This window comes from Anaerostipes sp. AF04-45 (assembly GCF_003461725.1).
Taxonomy (GTDB): Bacteria; Bacillota; Clostridia; order Lachnospirales; family Lachnospiraceae; genus Anaerostipes; species Anaerostipes caccae.
Genome location: NZ_QTXQ01000002.1, coordinates 405,558 through 424,249 on the forward strand (window position 1 = coordinate 405,558; position 18,692 = coordinate 424,249).

General features: G+C 45.1%; 17 protein-coding genes. 3 read left to right on the forward strand and 14 right to left on the reverse strand.

The annotated features are described in order from the left end of the window. The 8 genes from pstA to DWV34_RS04925 all read right to left on the reverse strand — a co-directional run bounded on the left by pstA (nt 1) and on the right by DWV34_RS04925 (nt 8,038). Nucleotides 1-900, reverse strand: coding sequence for a phosphate ABC transporter permease PstA (gene pstA / locus DWV34_RS04885; RefSeq protein WP_009290285.1), 900 nt, complete (start codon nt 898-900; stop codon nt 1-3). Continuing rightward, nucleotides 900-1,751, reverse strand: coding sequence for a phosphate ABC transporter permease subunit PstC (gene pstC / locus DWV34_RS04890; RefSeq protein WP_009290284.1), 852 nt, complete (start codon nt 1,749-1,751; stop codon nt 900-902). The genes pstA and pstC overlap by 1 nt, the downstream gene beginning before the upstream one ends. Before the next feature lie 40 nt (nt 1,752-1,791). Further along, nucleotides 1,792-2,682 (reverse strand): substrate-binding domain-containing protein, encoded by an 891-nt coding sequence (locus DWV34_RS04895; RefSeq protein WP_009290283.1) that lies wholly within the window; start codon nt 2,680-2,682, stop codon nt 1,792-1,794. Between the two features lie 191 nt (nt 2,683-2,873). Further along, nucleotides 2,874-4,037, reverse strand: a complete 1,164-nt coding sequence (locus DWV34_RS04905) for a hypothetical protein (protein WP_118475565.1) — start codon at nt 4,035-4,037, stop codon at nt 2,874-2,876. A gap of 120 nt (nt 4,038-4,157) precedes the next feature. Further along, a complete protein-coding gene (locus tag DWV34_RS04910; protein WP_009290281.1) occupies nt 4,158-5,426 on the reverse strand; it encodes a dihydroorotase in 1,269 nt (422 codons plus the stop codon). Between the two features lie 142 nt (nt 5,427-5,568). Then, nucleotides 5,569-6,012: a hypothetical protein gene (locus tag DWV34_RS04915; RefSeq protein ID WP_006568076.1), complete on the reverse strand. Its 444-nt coding sequence runs from the start codon at nt 6,010-6,012 to the stop codon at nt 5,569-5,571. 161 nt (nt 6,013-6,173) lie between these two features. After that, nucleotides 6,174-7,622 carry a sigma-54 interaction domain-containing protein gene (locus DWV34_RS04920; RefSeq protein ID WP_009290280.1) on the reverse strand — a complete coding sequence of 483 codons (1,449 nt, stop codon included), beginning with the start codon at nt 7,620-7,622 and terminating at the stop codon, nt 6,174-6,176. A 116-nt stretch (nt 7,623-7,738) separates the two neighbouring features. Continuing rightward, the gene (locus tag DWV34_RS04925) at nt 7,739-8,038 is read right to left on the reverse strand and encodes a NifU family protein (RefSeq protein ID WP_009290279.1); all 300 of its coding nucleotides are present in this window, start codon (nt 8,036-8,038) and stop codon (nt 7,739-7,741) included. A gap of 304 nt (nt 8,039-8,342) precedes the next feature. Here DWV34_RS04925 and DWV34_RS04930 point away from each other — a divergent pair, with 304 nt between their 5' ends. Then, nucleotides 8,343-9,797, forward strand: a complete 1,455-nt coding sequence (locus DWV34_RS04930) for a 4-hydroxyphenylacetate 3-hydroxylase family protein (protein ID WP_009290278.1) — start codon at nt 8,343-8,345, stop codon at nt 9,795-9,797. Here the strand turns inward: DWV34_RS04930 and DWV34_RS04935 are convergent. Then, nucleotides 9,766-10,167 carry a TIGR04076 family protein gene (locus DWV34_RS04935; RefSeq protein WP_243000819.1) on the reverse strand — a complete coding sequence of 134 codons (402 nt, stop codon included), beginning with the start codon at nt 10,165-10,167 and terminating at the stop codon, nt 9,766-9,768. The two genes, DWV34_RS04930 and DWV34_RS04935, sit on opposite strands and share 32 nt — an antisense overlap. 99 nt (nt 10,168-10,266) lie before the next feature. On the opposite strand from DWV34_RS04935, the gene DWV34_RS04940 reads away from it, so the two are divergent. Together DWV34_RS04940 and DWV34_RS04945 are read left to right on the forward strand one after the other, a co-directional pair. Next, entirely contained in the window at nt 10,267-10,938 is a 672-nt protein-coding gene (locus DWV34_RS04940) for a Crp/Fnr family transcriptional regulator (RefSeq protein WP_006568071.1), read from the forward strand. Between the two features lie 270 nt (nt 10,939-11,208). Further along, nucleotides 11,209-11,529, forward strand: coding sequence for a hypothetical protein (locus DWV34_RS04945; protein ID WP_306799450.1), 321 nt, complete (start codon nt 11,209-11,211; stop codon nt 11,527-11,529). A gap of 93 nt (nt 11,530-11,622) precedes the next feature. Here the strand turns inward: DWV34_RS04945 and DWV34_RS04950 are convergent, their stop codons facing one another. From DWV34_RS04950 to DWV34_RS04970, 5 genes are all read right to left on the reverse strand, one after another. Continuing rightward, entirely contained in the window at nt 11,623-13,014 is a 1,392-nt protein-coding gene (locus tag DWV34_RS04950; RefSeq protein ID WP_009290274.1) for a glycine--tRNA ligase, read from the reverse strand. Nucleotides 13,015-13,104: 90 nt separating this feature from the next. Next, entirely contained in the window at nt 13,105-13,845 is a 741-nt protein-coding gene (gene recO, locus DWV34_RS04955; RefSeq protein ID WP_009290273.1) for a DNA repair protein RecO, read from the reverse strand. 3 nt (nt 13,846-13,848) lie between these two features. Next, the gene (gene era, locus DWV34_RS04960; protein WP_009290272.1) at nt 13,849-14,754 is read right to left on the reverse strand and encodes a GTPase Era; all 906 of its coding nucleotides are present in this window, start codon (nt 14,752-14,754) and stop codon (nt 13,849-13,851) included. Between the two features lie 11 nt (nt 14,755-14,765). Then, on the reverse strand, nt 14,766-17,666 hold the full coding sequence (locus tag DWV34_RS04965; RefSeq protein ID WP_009290271.1) for an insulinase family protein: 2,901 nt from the start codon (nt 17,664-17,666) through the stop codon (nt 14,766-14,768). A 79-nt stretch (nt 17,667-17,745) separates the two neighbouring features. Then, entirely contained in the window at nt 17,746-18,675 is a 930-nt protein-coding gene (locus DWV34_RS04970) for a DMT family transporter (RefSeq protein WP_022261302.1), read from the reverse strand. Nucleotides 18,676-18,692: the final 17 nt, after the last annotated feature.

Consider the following 18,692-nt stretch of genomic DNA (forward strand, 5'->3'; position numbering starts at 1 on the left):
CTATCCTTTCGTTATCCGCTTGGCAATAAATGTCGACACCGCGTTAATGACGATCACTACGATCAGCAGAACCACCGCTGTGGCGTAAGACTGATTGACGTGCAAACCCTCGCTGGAGAGTGCATACATATGGACTGATAATGTTCTCCCGGAACCCATCACATTGGATGGTATCTCTGCCACTGTTCCGGCTGTATACATCAGCGCCGCCGTCTCTCCTACGATTCTTCCCACTGCCAATATGACTCCGGACAAAATGCCGGGCACCGCAGACGGAAGCACGATCTGAAAGACCGTCCTAAGTTTTCCCGCTCCAAGCCCGAAGCTTCCTTCCCTGAAAGAATCCGGGACAGATTTTAATGCCTCCTCGCTGGTTCTCATCACAGCCGGCAGAATCATAATCGCCAGTGTTGCGGCTCCCGATAAAATGGACAGTCCCCATTTTAATGTGGTCACAAAGAACAGCATACCAAACAGTCCATATACAATCGACGGAATTCCTGAAAGAGTTTCGGCAGTAATCCTGACGATCCCCACAAGCCGGTTTCCCTTCTTGGCATATTCCACAAGATAAATCGCAGAAAAGATTCCCAGCGGCACTGCAAATAAGAGCGCCAGTGCTGTCATGCTGACCGTGTTGACCATGGCCGGAAAAAGTGATACATTCGTCGATGTGTATTTTAAAGAAAACAGATCTTTTGTAAGATACGGAACCCCATGCACCAAAATATATCCGATCAGATAGATCAAAATTCCCGCCGTAAAGACCGTGGATATCAGCACCAGCAGATACAGAAGCAGAGAGAGCGGAGTTCTTTTGTAAGAAGAAAATCTCTGTTTCCTTGTGACCTTATTCACCTGTTTTATACCGTTTAATGGCTTTGCTGTCATCGCCTCCATCAGAATTCCTCCTTATGTTTTAATGCAGAAAAAGAAAGGTTAATCAGCAGGATAAAGACAAACAGCACCACAGCCGTGGCGATCAGCGCTTCTCTGTGCAGATCCGTGGCATATCCCATTTCCAATACGATATTCGCCGTCAGTGTCCTGACTCCCTTAGCAAGTTCCATCGGCATCCTGGCCTGGTTTCCCGCAACCATGACAACCGCCATAGTCTCTCCTATGGCTCTTCCAATCCCTAACACCACACCTGCCAAAATACCGGATTTCGCCGCAGGCAGTACTGTAAAAAACACACTTCTCTCGTGGCTCGCCCCCAGGGCCAGTGAACCTTCGTAATAGCTGTCCGGCACTGCACGGATGGCACTCTCAGAAACACCGATAATCGTCGGCAGAATCATGATCCCTAAAAGCAGTGACGCCGTAAGAATACTGTTTCCGTTGCCGCCAAAAATATTTCTGACCATCGGCACCAAAACGACCATGCCGAAGAAGCCATAAACCACAGATGGAATTCCTGCCAAAAGATCCACTGCCGGCTTCAGTATTTTATAAAGCTTCCCGCTGCAGAACTTTGCCATGAAGACCGCCGTAAAGATTCCGACAGGGACACCCACGATGATGGCTCCCGCTGTGATATAAAGGCTTCCCATGATCATTGGGAAGATGCCAAAGAATCCATTCTTTGGCATCCATCGCTCTCCGACCAGAAATTTTACCGGTCCGATCTCCCCAATAGCGGGTAAGCCGTTCATGAACAGGAATGCACATATCAGTATGACTGCCAGTATGGAAGTACAGGCTGCGGTCAGGAATACGCCTTTCATGATCTTTTCTTTGTACTGTTTCATCTTTATTTCCCCACTATCTCTCTATTTGCACTATATAGCTTTATTTCACGTCGCCCCAGGAAATCACTTCACCTGTAAAAATACCTTTTATCTGGTCACTTTTAAGTTCAGATACCTCGTTTTTCTTGTTTACGATCACTGCGATTCCATCCTGTGCGATGACTGTAGGCTTCACGCCTTTTTTCACCTCGCTGTCTGCAAGTTCTCTGGATGCCATCCCGATGTCGCAGACTCCGTCCACTGTGGAAGTCACTCCTGTTGTAGAATCACTCTGCTGAACTTCGATCTTTACATCTTTGTTCAGTGCCGTATAGGCCTCTTTTAACTTTTCCATGACAGGGGTAACAGATGATGATCCTGCCACAACAATCTTGCCTTTTGCCCCGGCTGCTTTGTATGCGGAAGCCTTGTCATCGACCGTAATATATCCATTGTCTGCGACCACTTCCTGGCCTTCTTTGCTCATTATGAATTTCATAAAATCTTTAGCCTGGTTACTCAGCTTCTTCTCATTTGTCACAATGTTGAACGGACGCACGATCTTATAAGTCTTGTTTTTTACATTTTCGGTACTCGGCTCTGCTCCGTCAATCTTCAGGGCTTTTACTGTATCATTTAAGGACCCTAAAGATATGTATCCGATTGCTGCCTCATTCTCGGCGATTGTCGTCATCATAACGGAAGTAGAGTTGGTGATCATTGCCTCCGTTGTCGTGTTATCTATCTTATTTCCGTCACTGTCTTTTTCTTCGATCCCAAATAACTCAATAAACGCTCCTCTTGTGCCGGATCCGTCTTCTCTGGATACAACGGTGATATCTTCACCTGCTGCTTTTTTACCTTCGTCTTTGCCTCCGCAGCCTGCCAGTAAAGTTGTCGCTGCCACTGCTGTCAGAAGAACACTTAAAATTCTTTTCCTCATCTTTCTCATAATAATCTCCTTTTGGCTTTTCATCGCTACAAGTCATATCTTACTTGTCCAATGTAAAATTCAAAAGACAGGTTATGTTAAATCTGAGTAAAACTTCACAGAAAACATATCGGTATTTTACTTTTATGAAAAAAACAAAAAAGAACCTATGGATCAGCTCATAGATTCTTTTTTTCCTTCTTATTCTCAGATCAATACTGATACAGCCAATAAGACCCATTTGTCTGTCTTCCTGATTTTGCGACCTTTATATAATAAGTGCCTTTGCTGCCCTTAAAACTGAACCGTTTGATTTTTTCTCCTGACAAAGTCAGAGATTTTACAGGCTTTTTTCTGCCCTTTTTATAGACAGTAAACCTGATCTTTCCGGAGTTCATATAAGTTTCTGCTTCCATTGATATCTTTTTCCGTTTCTTCGGAACTGAAATTCGGTACCATCTGGACGCTCTTTCTGTTACTGTATACAAATCATACTGTTCCCGAAATCTTTTTAACGTCTTTGCTTTTGTTTTCTTCGTCTTATACTTTGCCGGGATAAATGTCTTGATCACACAGAGTGAATATCCCTGTTTTATGTCTGCCTTTGCTGCAATCCGGTAGGTTCCCCTCTTCAGTCCATAGACAACCGTTCCTGTATCACTGGTAAAATAAGACTTCTGCTGCCGTCCTATATTCTTCCAGCGTCCGTCTTCTCTTCTCTGGACGTAAAATACAACCGGAGTTTTCTGTTTCACGATCGGAGATGCTGTGATATCCGCTGTCCCCCGTTTTGCCATGGTAAAGGAGTGATACGTGTATTTTCCCTGTCCGCTCTGAATGTAGGAAACCTCATTGGATAGCTTACGCGGGTTATCTTTGATGACAAACGGTGCGATAAAAACCGTGGTAAAGTCTTTCGGCAGCCTCACATAATAGGTTCCCGGTTCTGCTTTAAGTTTCACGGCCCCATCCGGTATCCGCTGTCCCACAGGCTGCTTCTGACTATCCAGGAGAGACGGCATCTGTGCGTTGTCTTCTTCCTGAAAAGATACAAGGATCAAACTTCCCGCTTCCTTCACCCTGAGTTCGACCAGTCTGTCACTGTGATCTCTCAGATAGGACTGGGTAAAAGTATACATGCCGTCTCCGTACATCATATACATGGAAGCCTCATCCATACTGCTGAACCGGCTCGCTTCCATATTTTCTTCATTCATTCCGGACGCTTTAGCACTTCTTTTTATTTTTACGTCCGCTGAGATATTTCCCGCACTCTCAGGCTCATTGGCAGAAACAGATACCGGAAATCCGATGAGTTCTGCACACAGAACAACAGCTACAATGATACTTGTAAAACAGATACCGTATCTTTTCATAAGACACCCCTCCTTCGTATCTGCCCTGTCAAAGCGGCTTTATATGATCAGTCAGAAATTTGTTTATAGTATCATTATATCATGCAGATATCTCAGAACTATGACATTAACATGAAGTTTTTAATCTTGTGACAGATCGTAAACATTCCCTTTACAGATTGTGTAATAAATCTTGCCGAAAAGTTTCCAGCCTTTGAACGGTGAGTTTGAGGCCTTGGAATAAAACTTCTCTACAATATACTCCTCGTCCTCTTTAAACAGAACCAAATCTGCCGGTTTTCCCTCCTGTATTCTTCCCTGTTCCAGGTGATAAAGTTTTGCGGGATTGACCGTCATTTTTTCCAGGAGTTCCATCAAAGTTAAATGTCCTTCCCTTACCAGTTTTGTAATACCAAGTCCCAGAGAAGTTTCCAGTCCGGTAATACCGCTCGGTGCCTTTTCAAGGCCTGTTGCCTTTTCTTCCACAGAGTGAGGCGCATGGTCTGTGGCGATAATCTCTATGGTGCCTTCCTTCAGTCCCTCGATAATCCTCTCTCTGTCTTTTTTTGTCCTGAGCGGCGGATTCATCTTGGCCAGGGAGCCGTAAGTGAGAACATCCTCTTCTGTCAGCGTAAAATGATGGGGTGCAGCTTCCGCTGTCACATGAGCACCTTTCGCTTTGGCATCCTTTACAAGATCAACGGCTTTGGCAGAACTGATATGCTGGATATCCACAGATGCCCCGGTTTCCAGCGCCAGCCGGCAGTCTCTCTCTACCATCACCGCCTCCGCTTCGTCAGAAGCCCCGCCGTACTCAAGCTGTTCGGCAACCTTTCCGGCATTGACTCCCGGGCGCTTAATATATTTCGGATCTTCCTCGTGAAGACTGACCGGAACATCAAGTTTTGCCGCAGTCTCCATAGCCCTACGGACGATCTCTTCGTCCATGAGCGGAAGACCGTCATCTGTAAATCCCAATGCCCCATGGGCTTTCAGCACCTCCATGTTAACGAGTTCTTTCCCTTTAAATCCTTTGGATACCGCCGCAGTCTGGACAAGCCGGACCGGCAGTTTCTGTGCCCGTTTCAGAATATCATCCAGAATCTCCGTGCTGTCCACCACAGGCTTTGTATTTGCCATACAAACCACCGTGGTGACACCTCCGTGAAGGGCCGCCCGGCTCCCGGTCTGCATATCTTCTTTGTGTGTAAATCCAGGGTCTCTGAAATGCACATGGACATCGATCAGACCAGGAGCCACAACCATACCTTCTGCATCTATGATCTGCTCAAAATCTGCTGTTTCTGTATTTCCTATACTTTTAATCTTTCCACCAGAAAGAACAAGATCAGTCACTTTATCAAATCCGGTTTCCGGGTCCATGACTCTTCCGTTTTTAATTAAAATCATATAAATCTCCTCCTGCTGATTTTATTTTATCATAACATATGAGCCTGAATACGGGCAATAAAACAAAGCACAGAGAAAAACTTCCTGCCGCCCGGCTAAAAAGGAATCCCTCTGTGCTTCGTATAAATCTTTGATGTTGTATTTAGTTTAACTGGTCCTTTACCGCCTCCAGTGCGTTCTCCACATCTTCCTCAGTAATCTTCTGAGCCGATTTGACCTTTACGACATAGTTCTTATTTTTCACTGTGATTCCGCCGATGGCCTCATATGCAGTCTCATCGTTGATCTGCTTGATCACCGGGATAAACTCACTGTCTTTGGCGGACAAGGCCTCGCCGATCTCGTAGGTATGTCCCTTTTCCTCCAGCGCCATAATCTCCTCTGAGATATGTTCGTCGATATCTTCTTCCAGAATTTCTTTGGAAGTTCCCTCGCACTGTTTGTACTGAACGCTCATATTCTGAACAAAAATGCTGTCATCCGCAGCTTTTGTATTCATCCTTCCCTTTACAAAAAAGCATCCGCCCACTGCCAGAACAATCCCCACTGCGGCCAAAAACTTTTTATTGAATACCAATTTTCTCATAGTTTCTCCCTTCCTGTTGCCTGATATGATTTAGTATACCAGAAAAGTATGATAAAACTATGCAGAAAATATTACAAATTTCTTAGGATAATAAAAAGATCTTCCCCCAGCGGACAACCGACCGTTGATTCTCTTCTACCCGTATATCGATTAGACCCCATTCAATCAGCTTTTCCATTGGGAACCTGGTATTTGTTTTCTTCGGCATATTGTTTCCGTTTCCTCACAAAGGTCGGCGCTGTCATCCCCAGGCTTAATGCTGCATCCCTCACATTTCCAAATGTTTTATAAGCCTGTTCCATATACTGAAGTTCAATTCTGTGAAGTTCAGATTTCAGGTCGATGGATGTACTCTTTTCTTTTTTCCGTTTTTTTGCTTTAAGTGTTCTTTCCCCTGTCTCTACAGGGATACTCTCCGGTCCGATCAGGTCCTCATTGCTGATGATCACAGCCCTCTCAACCAGATTTTTCAATTCCCTGATATTCCCCGGCCATCGGTATTCCTTCAGCAGTTCCAAAGCCTCAAACGTAAACTCCTTCCGAAATCCGTATTTCTTATTGAGCTGTCCCAAAAAGAGCCTGGCAAGCGGCTCTATGTCTTTTCTTCTCTCTCTCAAAGGCGGGATGTGGATCGGAAATACCATCAGACGGTAAAACAGGTCTTCCCTGAATGCTTTTTGTTTCACCATTTCTTCCAGATTCCGGTTTGTGGCCGCAACAATTCTCACATCGATCTTTACCGGCCTGCTCCCTCCGATGCGTTCCACCTCCTGCTCCTGCAGAACCCGCAGGAACTTGACCTGCATATCAAACGGCAGTTCCCCGATCTCATCGAGAAAAATGGTTCCTTTATCTGCCAGTTCAAACAGACCGAGCTTTCCGTTTTTACTGGCGCCCGTGAATGCTCCCTTTTCATATCCGAACAATTCACTTTCCAACAGATTGGGAGGAATTGCACCGCAGTTAACTTTGATAAAACTTCCGTCTTTCCGCCTGCTGTTCTGATAAATATATCTCGCGAACTCTTCCTTTCCGACTCCGGTCTCCCCAAGCAGCATGACCGTTGCATCCAGCCCGGATACTTTGTCTGCCCAGAACAAGGCATCCAGGGTATTTTTATCCTGGGCCACCATACAGCTGCCGAAAAATTCCCCCTGGACGTGCCGGAGCTTCTGCCGGAGTTTTTCTTCCTCCTGTTTTTTCCTTCCCATTTCTTCTCTCAGATGATAAATCTCAGTCAGGTCCCTTACATTTGTGACGACCATGATGATCTGCCCTTCCTTGTCGCAGATCGGGCTGCTTGTTATGACCGCCTTTTTTCCTGTCTTAAACTCCTGCTCCAGGGTCACCACTCTTTTTTCCCTGATAGCCATAAGAGAACCGGACACGGAAATTACATTCCCGCGCTCCAGTTCCTCCATGTTTTTCCCGAGCATATCTGCTCTGTCAAGTCCGGTGATCGTCTCATATGCCCGATTGACTTTGATTGTGTTTGCCCTGCCGTCCGTGATATAAATGCCATCGAAGGAATTCTCAATGATAGCATCCAGCCGCTCACTGGCTTCCTGTATATTTGAAAAAATCTGAGGTTTTTCCTGCTTCCCGTCCATTCTCTCTCCTTCTCTCAAAAGAATCATTCGTTGGTTTTATTTTAACACACCGGGCAGTTTCGTCCAAGTTTACGCGGCTCATTTGTTTCATATATGGAACAGACAGTGTTTTATCCCTATCTCCATGACACCCCCTGCTTTCCCGAATGGCTCATCAGTTTTTTTGCCATTTCGATAAGGTCATCACTTACCTCATTCACCAGCACTACATCCTTTACCTCAGGTATTTTCTTTTTCACCGCTTCTGCAATCAATTCTTCGGTTGTCAGGGCTGCGGATGGACATCCGGAGCACTGTCCTGTCAGGCGGACTTTCAAAATACCTTCTTTATATTCTGATATCCGGACATTTCCTTCATGTTCGAGCAAATATGGACGCACATCTTCTTCCAGCACCTTCTCTATTTCCCTTAACATCACAATCACCTCCTGATATTTATATATAGCAAATACCATGCCAACCGGCATCTCCTGCTTTTATGCACAATCTCCCATCTATTGTTCCAAAAATAAAATAATCACTGTTTTTTGTTCCATTTCTTGAACACAAAAGATATTTTATCTTGCTGAAAAAACAGACATAATCTCTGTCAGGTATGTCTCCAACGATTGCTTTTCAGTTTCCCAAAAACTTGGCACATTTTTTGCTATATACTCTGATGTCAAACTTATTTTCGGGAGCAGAAAGCTTCCGCCGTTTATGAAAGGAAGGTAAGATCATATGGCTTTAATGACAGGAAACGAATATGTGGAGAGCATGAGAAAACTGAATCTTCAGGTTTATATGTTTGGGGAAAAAATTGAACATCCGGTGGATGATCCTATTTTAAGACCGTCCCTGAATTCTGTAAAAGCGACTTATGACCTGGCACAGATGCCGGAATATGAGGATCTGATGACTGCAGTTTCTTCTGAAACAGGAGAAAAGATCAACCGCTTTACCCATATCCATCAAAGCGCCGGGGATTTGATTAAAAAAGTGAAAATGCAGAGACTGTGCGGCCAAAAAACCGCTGCCTGTTTCCAGCGCTGTGTAGGTATGGATGCGTTTAATGCAGTTTACAGTACTACATATGAGGTGGATGAAAAATACGGCACCAGCTACCACGAAAACTTTAAAAACTTCTTAAAATATGCACAGAAAAAGGATCTGACCACAGACGGTGCAATGACAGATCCAAAAGGAGACCGCTCCCTTGCTCCTCATGCTCAGGCCGATCCTGACCTTTTTCTGCATGTCGTGGAACGCCGGCCTGACGGGATCGTCGTCCGTGGAGCCAAAGCCCATCAAACCGGAATTATCAACTCACATGAAGTACTGGTCATGCCTACCATAGCCATGGGCGAAGATGACAAAGACTATGCAGTTTCTTTTACAGTGCCGACAGACTCTGATGGCATTTTTATGATTGTCGGACGACAGTCCTGTGATACAAGAAAATTAGAAGGCTCTCAAATGGATGTAGGAAATTCCGAATACGGAGGAATGGAAGCTCTGGTTGTGTTTGATAATGTCTTTGTGCCAAACGACCGTATTTTCTTAAATGGGGAATATGATTTTGCCGGGGTTCTGGTGGAGCGTTTTGCCGGATACCACAGACAGTCCTACGGCGGATGTAAAGTTGGTGTTGGCGATGTCCTGATCGGTGCGTCTGCAGCTGCAGCAGAATACAATGGAGCGGGACGTGCCTCCCATGTAAAAGACAAGCTGATCGAAATGACCCATTTAAACGAAACCCTGTACTGCTGCGGCATCGCATGTTCTGCCGAAGGTGCAGCCACCAGGTCCGGAAACTATCTGATCGATCTGCTTCTGGCCAATGTATGTAAACAGAATGTTACCCGCTTTCCATATGAAATCGCACGTCTTGCAGAAGATATCGCAGGAGGTCTGATGGTTACCGCTCCTTCCGAAAAAGATCTGAAAGATCCGAAGCTGGGCGCTTATGTTGAAAAGTATCTCCGCGGAGTGTCAGGCGTCTCCACAGAAAACAGACTTCGCATCATGAGGCTGATTGAAAATCTGACTCTTGGAAGCGCAGCCGTCGGATACCGTACAGAATCCATGCACGGTGCGGGGTCACCGCAGGCACAGCGGATCATGATCGCACGCCAGAGTAATCTCACTTTGAAGAAAAAAATGGCTAAAGAGATCGCCAAAATAAAAGAAGAATAGAAAACAATCGTTGGATAGCCCCCTTTGTTCGATGGATGCTTCTCCTATAAAATTTATGTTCATTTTCCACATGATTAGAGTGAGGCATTCTAAGAGCCGAACCATTGCAGCTGCATATGGCAGTGCCCGGCTTTCTGATCCAGTCTCCGTAATAGAACACTTCATTTCCCGCTCCATGGGCCAGTGCAAATACATACTGGTAAATAGCCTTCCACGCCTCATCGCAGAGTCCTTCCGGTTTTGCATAGTCGGCGTAAAACACTTGACCCTCCCTGTGAAAAGGACATGCTGCAAGCCCTTCTGCACCGTACTCGGCAGCCAGGTCCTCATTAAACATGGTTCTCAAGACTGTAATTTTTACTTTTTTCATTTTTTAATCTCCTTCCTTTTGACTCATCAATCATTTTTGATACATTAGCAAAAAAGTGTTAAAATAAAAAAACCACTTTGAGCAAAAGGAGGTCTTTGTATGCTTACCCCTCGGTACTTTTTTGCCAATGATTTCAAACAGTTTTACAGTTACTTTCTCACTCAGCCTCATAAAAAACGTTTCTTTCGAAAGGGTGAATTTCTGTGGGAGAGCGGCGAACCCTTCCAAAGAATTCATTACATAATCTCAGGCGCTGCCCAAAACTATATGGAACACGAAAACGGCCACAGGAAAATTATATCCTTCCACGGGGAGGGTACCGTGTTCCCTGGTTATCACCAGCATGACTATAAAATCGAACAATCTCTCATAACTACAGCAGTTTCGGATATGAACGTTCTGGAATTTACAAAAGAGCAATTCCGGCAGATGTTTGAGACAAATCCTCAGCTGAGCGCCAATATTGTAGATTGGTATTCCACGTATGTAAATCGTCTGCTCTATGAAACAGCACATCAGGAATACAACAGTTCCTTAACCCGTCTGTGCAATCTGCTTTACCTGCTCACAGGAAACGAGACGGATCATCCGGATCTGTACATCGACATGACGCAGGATGATCTTTCCGATCTTCTTGGAATCAGTCGTATCCATGTAACCCGCGGTCTTTCACAGCTCCGGGAGCAGGAAATTATTCTCACCCGCCGGAAACAGATAGAGATCAGGGATCTGCCTGCACTAACGGAATACTGTTCGCTGGAAACTCTTTGAACCGGCCGGACTGTATCTAGAATTATAAATTCATCCCCATGATTTGTCTGCATCAAAAGATACACAAAACCAAATTTATTACTTTTTAAAGGGAAAGGAATCTATGATGAAAATCCAGAAATCCAGAATCGAACAGCTGAATGAAATCATGGCTCTCTATTCTGGTGCCAGGCTATTTATGAAACAGCATGGAAACCCGGATCAATGGGGAGAACATTATCCGGAAGAGTCCATGATCCGCATGGATATAGAAGCTGGAAATAGTTATGTATGCATAGAAAACGAACAAATACAAGCTGTCTTTTTTATAAAATGGGGCAAGATTTTTCTTATAAAAAAATTTATGACGGTAAATGGAGAAATGAAAGCCCTTACGGTGTTGTACACAGACTTGCTTCCAAAACAACACAGAAAGGATGCGCTTCTTTTTGTCTTTCCTGGGCTCTGGAACAGTGCGGAAATTTAAAGATCGATACCCACCGTGACAACAAGGTCATGCAGAATCTGCTCAAAAAAAATGGTTTCTCATACTGTGGGATCATCTGTCTGAACGACTGCAGTGAACGTCTGGCGTATCAAAAATCCATGTAAGTTGATTCCTGCATGATCGTGCAGAACCCATATTGACAGAATAGAAAAACCGGCTGGATAACAAATCCCGCCGGTCCAATTATTTGATAGTTTTTAATAGTCAAACTTCTTCTCAAAGTATTCTTTCAGATCTTCGATCTTCACCCGTTCCTGTTCCATTGTATCACGGTCTCTGACGGTTACTGCTCCGTCTTCTTCGGAATCGAAATCGTATGTCACACAGAACGGTGTTCCGATCTCGTCCTGTCTTCTGTATCTCTTTCCGATATTTCCGCGCTCATCGTACTCACAGTTGTAGTATTTCGCAAGCGTCTCATAAACTTTCCCTGCCCCCTCAGCTAATTTCTTGGACAGAGGAAGCACCCCGATCTTCACCGGTGCGATAGCCGGGTGGAAACGAAGGACGGTACGTTTGTCTCCGCCTTCCAGTTCTTCTTCGTCATAAGCGGCGCATAAGAATGCAAGAGTCACACGGTCGGCTCCGAGAGACGGCTCGATTACATATGGAATGTAGCGCTCTTTTTTTTCATCGTCAAAGTAAGTCAGATCTTCCCCTGAAGTATTCTGGTGCTGTGTCAGGTCATAATCTGTACGGTCAGCGATACCCCACAGTTCTCCCCATCCGAATGGGAATAAAAATTCGATATCTGAAGTTGCCTTGGAGTAGAAAGACAGTTCTTCTTTTCCATGGTCACGGACTCTCATCTGGTCATCGGTGATGCCCAGTGTCTTTAACCAGTTGATACAGAATTCTTTCCAGTAGGCAAACCATTCAAGATCTGTATCCGGCTCGCAGAAAAATTCCAGTTCCATCTGCTCAAACTCTCTTGTACGGAACGTAAAGTTTCCAGGAGTGATCTCGTTTCTGAAAGATTTTCCGACCTGTCCGATACCGAACGGGATCTTCTTTCTGGATGTCCTCTGCACGTTTTTAAAGTTTACGAAAATACCCTGAGCTGTTTCCGGGCGCAGGTAAACTGTATTTTTTGCATCCTCGGTGACACCCTGGAACGTCTTGAACATCAGGTTGAACTCACGGATATCCGTAAAATTTTTCTTTCCGCAGGACGGGCATACGATGTCATGATCATTGATAAAATCCACCATCTCTTCTTTGGTCCATCCGTCCACAGAGCCGCCCTCAATCTCCATGCCGTGTTCATCCATATAATCTTCGATGATCTTATCTGCGCGGAAACGTTCGTGGCACTCTTTACAGTCCATCAAAGGGTCGGAAAACCCGCCCAGATGTCCGGAAGCAACCCAGGTCTGCGGATTCATAAGTATCGCACAGTCCACACCTACATTATACGGGCTTTCCTGAATAAATTTCTTCCACCATGCTTTTTTTACATTGTTTTTAAGCTCCACGCCAAGATTTCCATAATCCCATGTATTTGCCAATCCGCCGTAAATCTCAGATCCGCTGTACACAAAACCTCTGGCCTTTGCTAAATTTACGATTTTCTCCATTGTTAATTCCATATTGTTTCTACCTCACCGTTTCTTCATTTCCTATAATCTGTTCTATTGTAGCGTGTAACCCCTCTTTTTTCAAGAGATAAGCTAAAAAAGTCAAAGCAGTTCCAAAAAATCCAGAGACTTGAAATGATGGCTGACATACTGTTTTAAAAATGACTCGCTGACAGAATCAAGTTCCTTCAAAACTTCCTTAGAGACCCTGAACGTATACAGCTTCTCCGGGGGGCTGCTTATAATAAACTGAAGCGTATATACCGCAGATCCGGATATATGTACTGTACGTCCCCCGGATTTTGTGCAGTTTGAGCAGAGAATCCCTCCCGAACCGCTGTCAAAGTAACTGAGGTCCTCTGTACTGCCGCACTGGGTGCAGCAAAATACTTCCATCCCCTGTCCGTAGAGAGCCATGAGTTTAATTTCATACACTCTGCGTATGAGCTTCGGATCTATGGTCTTTTTTTCAAGTGCTCTAAGACTCAGGTAAAGAAGCTTCAGAATCTCTTTTTCATCATTGTTTTCTCTTGTAAGATAAGATGCAAATTCACAAAAATAACTGCCATAGGAAACCAAAAGAAGATCTTCCTTGACGCCCTCAAAATAATGGCCTACATCTGCCCACATGAGATTAAAGGAGCTTCTTCCTTCATACAGTGAAAACTCTCCGAATGTCAGAGGCTGACAGGCCGCGGCATATGGACTGGTGGCTTTTTTCGCCCCTCTCGCAAACGCCGTGATCCTTCCCCGTTCCTTTGTGAGAAGCGTGACTCTCTTATCAAATTCTCCGATATTTCCGGCGTTCAGTACCAGACCGGTTACTTTGATCTCCTGACCCATTTTTTATACTTCTTTCTTGTTGTACCCGTAATTTTTGAGAAGCATGTCACTGTCACGCCAGTCCTTTTTCACTTTCACCCACAGCTGAAGATTCACTTTGATATCCAGAAGGTTTTCCATCTCCATCCGGGCCTGGCTTCCGATCTTCTTTAACATACTGCCCTGTTTTCCGATGATGATTCCTTTATGAGAGTCTCTCTCGCACACGATCGTCGCATCAATATCGATGATATGGCCGTGTCTTCTCTCTTTCATGGAGTCGATGACTACCGCAATCCCATGCGGAATTTCCTGATCCAGAAGACGCAGCGCCTTCTCTCTGATCAGCTCCGCGCAGATCTGCCGCTCCGGCTGGTCCGTGACTGTATCTTCATCAAAAAACATCGGCCCCTCCGGAAGGTATTTGAAAATGCTGTCTGTGACATCATCCGTGTTCTGTCCCTTCAGCGCGGAAACCGGTATGATCTCTGCAAATTCACATACATCTTTGTAGGTGGTGATCGCTTTTAAGATCTCTTCGTCCTTCACCGTGTCCGTCTTGTTGATCACCAGGATAACCGGGGTCTTCACCTTGCCCAGCTGTTCGATGATATAGCGCTCTCCGCCTCCGATAAAGGTAGTCGGCTCCACCAGCCATAAAATAAGATCCACCTCGTTAAGAGTCCTCTCGGCGACTTTCAGCATATAGTCGCCGAGCTTGTTCTTTGCCCTGTTGATCCCCGGAGTGTCCAAAAATACAATCTGTCCCCTCTCGTCGGTGAATACGGTCTGGATTCTGTTCCTGGTTGTCTGGGGTTTTTTCGAGGTGATCGCGATCTTTTGTCCGATCAGCTGGTTCATCAGCGTAGATTTCCCCACATTTGGCCTGCCGATCAATGTCACAAATCCCGATTTCATTCCTGTGTTCATAAAATTCCTTCCTAAAATACGTGTTTAATTTCTTTAAATTTATCCTCAGCTTCTCTCAGTTTATCTTCATTTCCGATAGTACAATTATTTCCCGCATCCACCACACAGCGCACATACGGTGCCAGCGAACGGATCGTCTCCTGACTGCAGGACAGCACCTGGTCTCTGTACTTCTGAAGTTCTTCTTCTGTCCTTCCAAGAAGATAAGCCTGGAAGCTTCTCTCTCCCAGATCATCCGGCTCCAGCGGGGTATCCATATTGCTGATCGTTCCGATGATATATTTTACCATGTCACGGTCATCGATATCGAAATGCTCCACAAAATCAGCCGCATTTTCGTAGACTTTGTAAGTCTCTAAGAGATTCGGGTCCCGATAGGATACAAACATACTGTCTCCCTGAGGCATAAAGCTGCACATGCATCCGTAGGCTCCGCCTTTTACACGGATATTAAGCCAGAGATACTCGTAAGAAAAGATTACCTGGAGAACATTTAAGGCTCCCGTATATTCATAACCCTGCTCAGCAAAATTTCCTGCACAGGCCACATACTGGACACCGCCCGCCGTAGCGAAGCCCTCCTCCTTTTTCTCCGGAAGAATTTTTGTCTCCTCTTTGGCTAATTCGCCGGTAAACATGCGTGCTGAGAACTTGTGCACCGCATCTTCCAAAAAGGACGGTTCTTTTTCTTTTCCTGTGTAACTCACCATCATATGTTCCTTCCGGAAAATATATCTGCACGCCTCTCTCATGCTGTCAATGATCTTTCCGCTCTCCTGCTCAAAGGATTCATACCAGTCCTTTACAAACTCAAACATGGAAACGCCCTGGATCTGTTCTTTATACCTTGCATAAGGAGAAAAATAGGACATGGCGCGGTTGGATGCCGTTTTGTGTCCGGCTTGTGTAAGATCTGTCTTCATATTAGTGTAAATCTGCCCGATGATCTCTTTCAAACGTTTCTTGTCCTCCAGTTTGCTCTCAAACAGGATCTCTTCCATGAGTTCAAATGCCTTTTTTGCATTTTCATAAAAACACTTTGTCCTGATGACAAAATAACTTTTTACACCTTCAGCACCGGCCGGCAGAACGTCCATCGTCGTCACCATGCCTCCGGTCTCAATACCGATTTCATTTCCAAGCTCAAAGTAGCTGTGCTTCTTAGTATCTACGCTTCGGAATACTTCTGACATGAGAGACACATAAGGCACGAGCCTTGCCGGAACCTCTGACATGTCGAATACGATCTTCAGATAGCAGATACCATTTGTAAAATATGGATGCCAGATCACCTTAACTCCGTCCACTGATACTTCTTCATTGCAAAGAGGCCGGATCTCCTTCTTGATATCCTTAATATCCAGAAGCGGGATCTTTTCAAGGTCCTCTTTCGGAGTTGCCGCCTCCTGATATTCTTTCAGCTCTTTTGTAGCCTGAACGAGCTGCCTGATCTCTTCTTCTGAAAGACTTTCTTTGAATTCCTTCAGCTTCTGCGCCGTCTTCTGGTCCTTCCGGCTCTGAAGGCCCCTCTCCGGCTTCAGCACCACAATGGATTTATGTGTATTGGACAGAAGATAAGTTTCAATCAAATCCGTAAAATAACTTCCGTCCAGCTGTTTTCTCAAAAACTCAAACACATCGTTGGTCTTGATATGCATAAACGGCTCATGATCGTCATAGAGCCAGCTGTCATACATCTGAAGTCCATACATCAGTCCCTTTGGAAATCTGCCGAAATTAGCCTCTTTATACTGGAACTCATAATAATTCAGCGCAGATTCCAGGCTTCGTCTCTGAATCCCCTCTTTAGAAATCTTACGCAGGGTGTCCTCGATGATGCGCACAAAGTCTGCCTCTTTTTCCTCATCTGCCTCTTGGGCCACCACGGAAAACACAGGCTGTTCGATCCCATTGTCATAGGAACTGCTGATGTCCTTGCCGATCCCGGCTTCCATCAGAGCCTTTTTCACCGGCGCGCCCTGCATAGAGAACAGTGCCCTGTCAAGAATCTGAAATGCGATATACAGTTCTTTATTAAGACTTGTCCCTATCACTGCATTATAGGAGAGAAACGTTTTGTTCTGTATCTCATCCTGCTCGCTGACCGGATATACTGCCTCCACTCTCTTTACTTCTTTAAAGGCTTCCTGGGGCTTCCAGGATGTGTCCACCTGCTTCTTTTCAAAATCAGACAGATAATGTTCGTCTATGAATGTCAGGTACTTTTCCGCATCCATATCCCCGTATAAATAAATATAGCTGTTGGACGGATGATAGTAAGTCCTGTGGAAATCCAAAAACTGCTCATAGCTGAGTTCCGGGATCGCTTCCGGGTCGCCTCCGGATTCAAATCCATACGGAGTGTCTGAGAGCAGGGACTTCTGGATCAGACGCGCCAGCTGCTGATCCGGAGATGAGAACACACCCTTCATTTCGTTGTAAACGACGCCGTTGTAGATTACGGGCGCATCTTCTGATTCAAGAGAGTGATGCCATCCCTCCTGTTTTAAGATTTCGGGTTTCGTATAGATATTCGGGTAAAATACCGCATCTAAATACACATGCATCAGATTAAAAAAGTCTTTGTCATTGCAGCTTGCCACCGGATATACCGTCTTATCCGGATAGGTCATTGCATTCAAAAATGTGTTCAGGGACCCTTTGACCAGTTCCACAAACGGGTCTTTTAATGGAAACTCTCTGGAGCCGCAGAGTACAGAGTGTTCCATGATATGAGGAACTCCGGTGTCATCCTTCGGCGGTGTCTTAAATCCAATCTGGAATACCTTGTTGTCATCTTCGTTGGATACTACCACAACCCTGGCCCCTGTCTTTTTGTGGCGGTACACATACCCGGTTCCATTCAGCTCTTTGATCTGTTCTTCTTTTACCAATTCATAATTCTTCATCATAGCCTCCGAAATTCGTTCTTTATTTTATGCTTGATCCGCCGTGCACACAGGCGGAAAATATTTCACTGTTCATGATAAATTATACCACATTTGCTGTTTTCTTATTAATGCGTTTTTTTTCATTATTTTCGGTGTGCCCGGACTTTCTGCCCAAATCCGTCTCCGAGATCAAAATCGCCGCCATCACCAGGGCAAAACCGATCAGGATCTTCACCGTCGCCTTCTCACCATAAAAAATCACGCTGAAAAGCACACCGAACACGGACTCCAGACTCAGGATCAGAGATGCGGAAGATGAACTCACCCGGCTCTGCCCTATACTCTGAAAGGTAACAGCCACAGCCGTACACATGATCACCAGATAGGCCAGGCTTCCTGCCTGTCCGACCGTCCAGTGGATAGCACTGATGTCTTCGGTAAATACAGAAATCCCTGCACCCCAGAGTCCAGCAAATAAAAATTGCACGATCGTCAGCAGCACCGGATCTTTCTGACCGCTTTTCATGCCAAGATAGGCAATATGAAGGGAAAATAAAAGGCCTCCCACCAGAGTCAATCCATCACCGATTCCTATACTAAGGTTCCCATCCAGTGAAATCAGTCCAATACCCGTAATGCAGATCAATGCGGCCAGGAAGTTTTGCTTTGTAGTCTTCTTCTTTTGCCATATCCATGTGACAAAAGGGACTGCCACACAGTAGATCGCCGTTAAAAATGCATTCTTTCCGGGCGTCGTGTGATACAGTCCTTCGGTCTGGAACCAGTAAGCCCAGAACCAAAATCCTCCCAGCACAAATCCTGTCTTAAAGTAACTTTTATCTATTTTCCCCAGTCTCTTATGAAAAAAGATACACAAGAGCAATGCCCCTGCTAAAAATCTTGTCCCAAGCAGAAAATTTTCCGGGACATTAGCAATGGTATTTTTCATAATAAAAAAGGAACTGCCCCATATCAGTGCAGAACCGAACAACGCTGCCTTGCCGAGCTTCGTTTTATTTTTTTGATTCATACAAACCCTCATCCTTC

What these genes read in the sequence shown, in the direction of transcription:
- DWV34_RS04920 (WP_009290280.1), bottom strand. Translation starts at nt 7,622, where the DNA reads ATGGACGGGAAGCAGGAAAAACCTCAGATTTTTTCAAATATACAGGAA.
- DWV34_RS04945 (WP_306799450.1), top strand. Translation starts at nt 11,209, where the DNA reads ATGCATAGAAAACGAACAAATACAAGCTGTCTTTTTTATAAAATGGGG.
- DWV34_RS04910 (WP_009290281.1), bottom strand. Translation starts at nt 5,426, where the DNA reads ATGATTTTAATTAAAAACGGAAGAGTCATGGACCCGGAAACCGGATTT.
- DWV34_RS04935 (WP_243000819.1), bottom strand. Translation starts at nt 10,167, where the DNA reads ATGAAAAAAGTAAAAATTACAGTCTTGAGAACCATGTTTAATGAGGAC.
- pstA (WP_009290285.1), bottom strand. Translation starts at nt 900, where the DNA reads ATGGAGGCGATGACAGCAAAGCCATTAAACGGTATAAAACAGGTGAAT.
- DWV34_RS04970 (WP_022261302.1), bottom strand. Translation starts at nt 18,675, where the DNA reads ATGAATCAAAAAAATAAAACGAAGCTCGGCAAGGCAGCGTTGTTCGGT.
- DWV34_RS04925 (WP_009290279.1), bottom strand. Translation starts at nt 8,038, where the DNA reads ATGTTAAGGGAAATAGAGAAGGTGCTGGAAGAAGATGTGCGTCCATAT.
- pstC (WP_009290284.1), bottom strand. Translation starts at nt 1,751, where the DNA reads ATGAAACAGTACAAAGAAAAGATCATGAAAGGCGTATTCCTGACCGCA.
- DWV34_RS04915 (WP_006568076.1), bottom strand. Translation starts at nt 6,012, where the DNA reads ATGAGAAAATTGGTATTCAATAAAAAGTTTTTGGCCGCAGTGGGGATT.
- DWV34_RS04905 (WP_118475565.1), bottom strand. Translation starts at nt 4,037, where the DNA reads ATGAAAAGATACGGTATCTGTTTTACAAGTATCATTGTAGCTGTTGTT.
- DWV34_RS04895 (WP_009290283.1), bottom strand. Translation starts at nt 2,682, where the DNA reads ATGAGAAAGATGAGGAAAAGAATTTTAAGTGTTCTTCTGACAGCAGTG.
- DWV34_RS04930 (WP_009290278.1), top strand. Translation starts at nt 8,343, where the DNA reads ATGGCTTTAATGACAGGAAACGAATATGTGGAGAGCATGAGAAAACTG.
- DWV34_RS04940 (WP_006568071.1), top strand. Translation starts at nt 10,267, where the DNA reads ATGCTTACCCCTCGGTACTTTTTTGCCAATGATTTCAAACAGTTTTAC.
- DWV34_RS04965 (WP_009290271.1), bottom strand. Translation starts at nt 17,666, where the DNA reads ATGATGAAGAATTATGAATTGGTAAAAGAAGAACAGATCAAAGAGCTG.
- era (WP_009290272.1), bottom strand. Translation starts at nt 14,754, where the DNA reads ATGAACACAGGAATGAAATCGGGATTTGTGACATTGATCGGCAGGCCA.
- DWV34_RS04950 (WP_009290274.1), bottom strand. Translation starts at nt 13,014, where the DNA reads ATGGAATTAACAATGGAGAAAATCGTAAATTTAGCAAAGGCCAGAGGT.
- recO (WP_009290273.1), bottom strand. Translation starts at nt 13,845, where the DNA reads ATGGGTCAGGAGATCAAAGTAACCGGTCTGGTACTGAACGCCGGAAAT.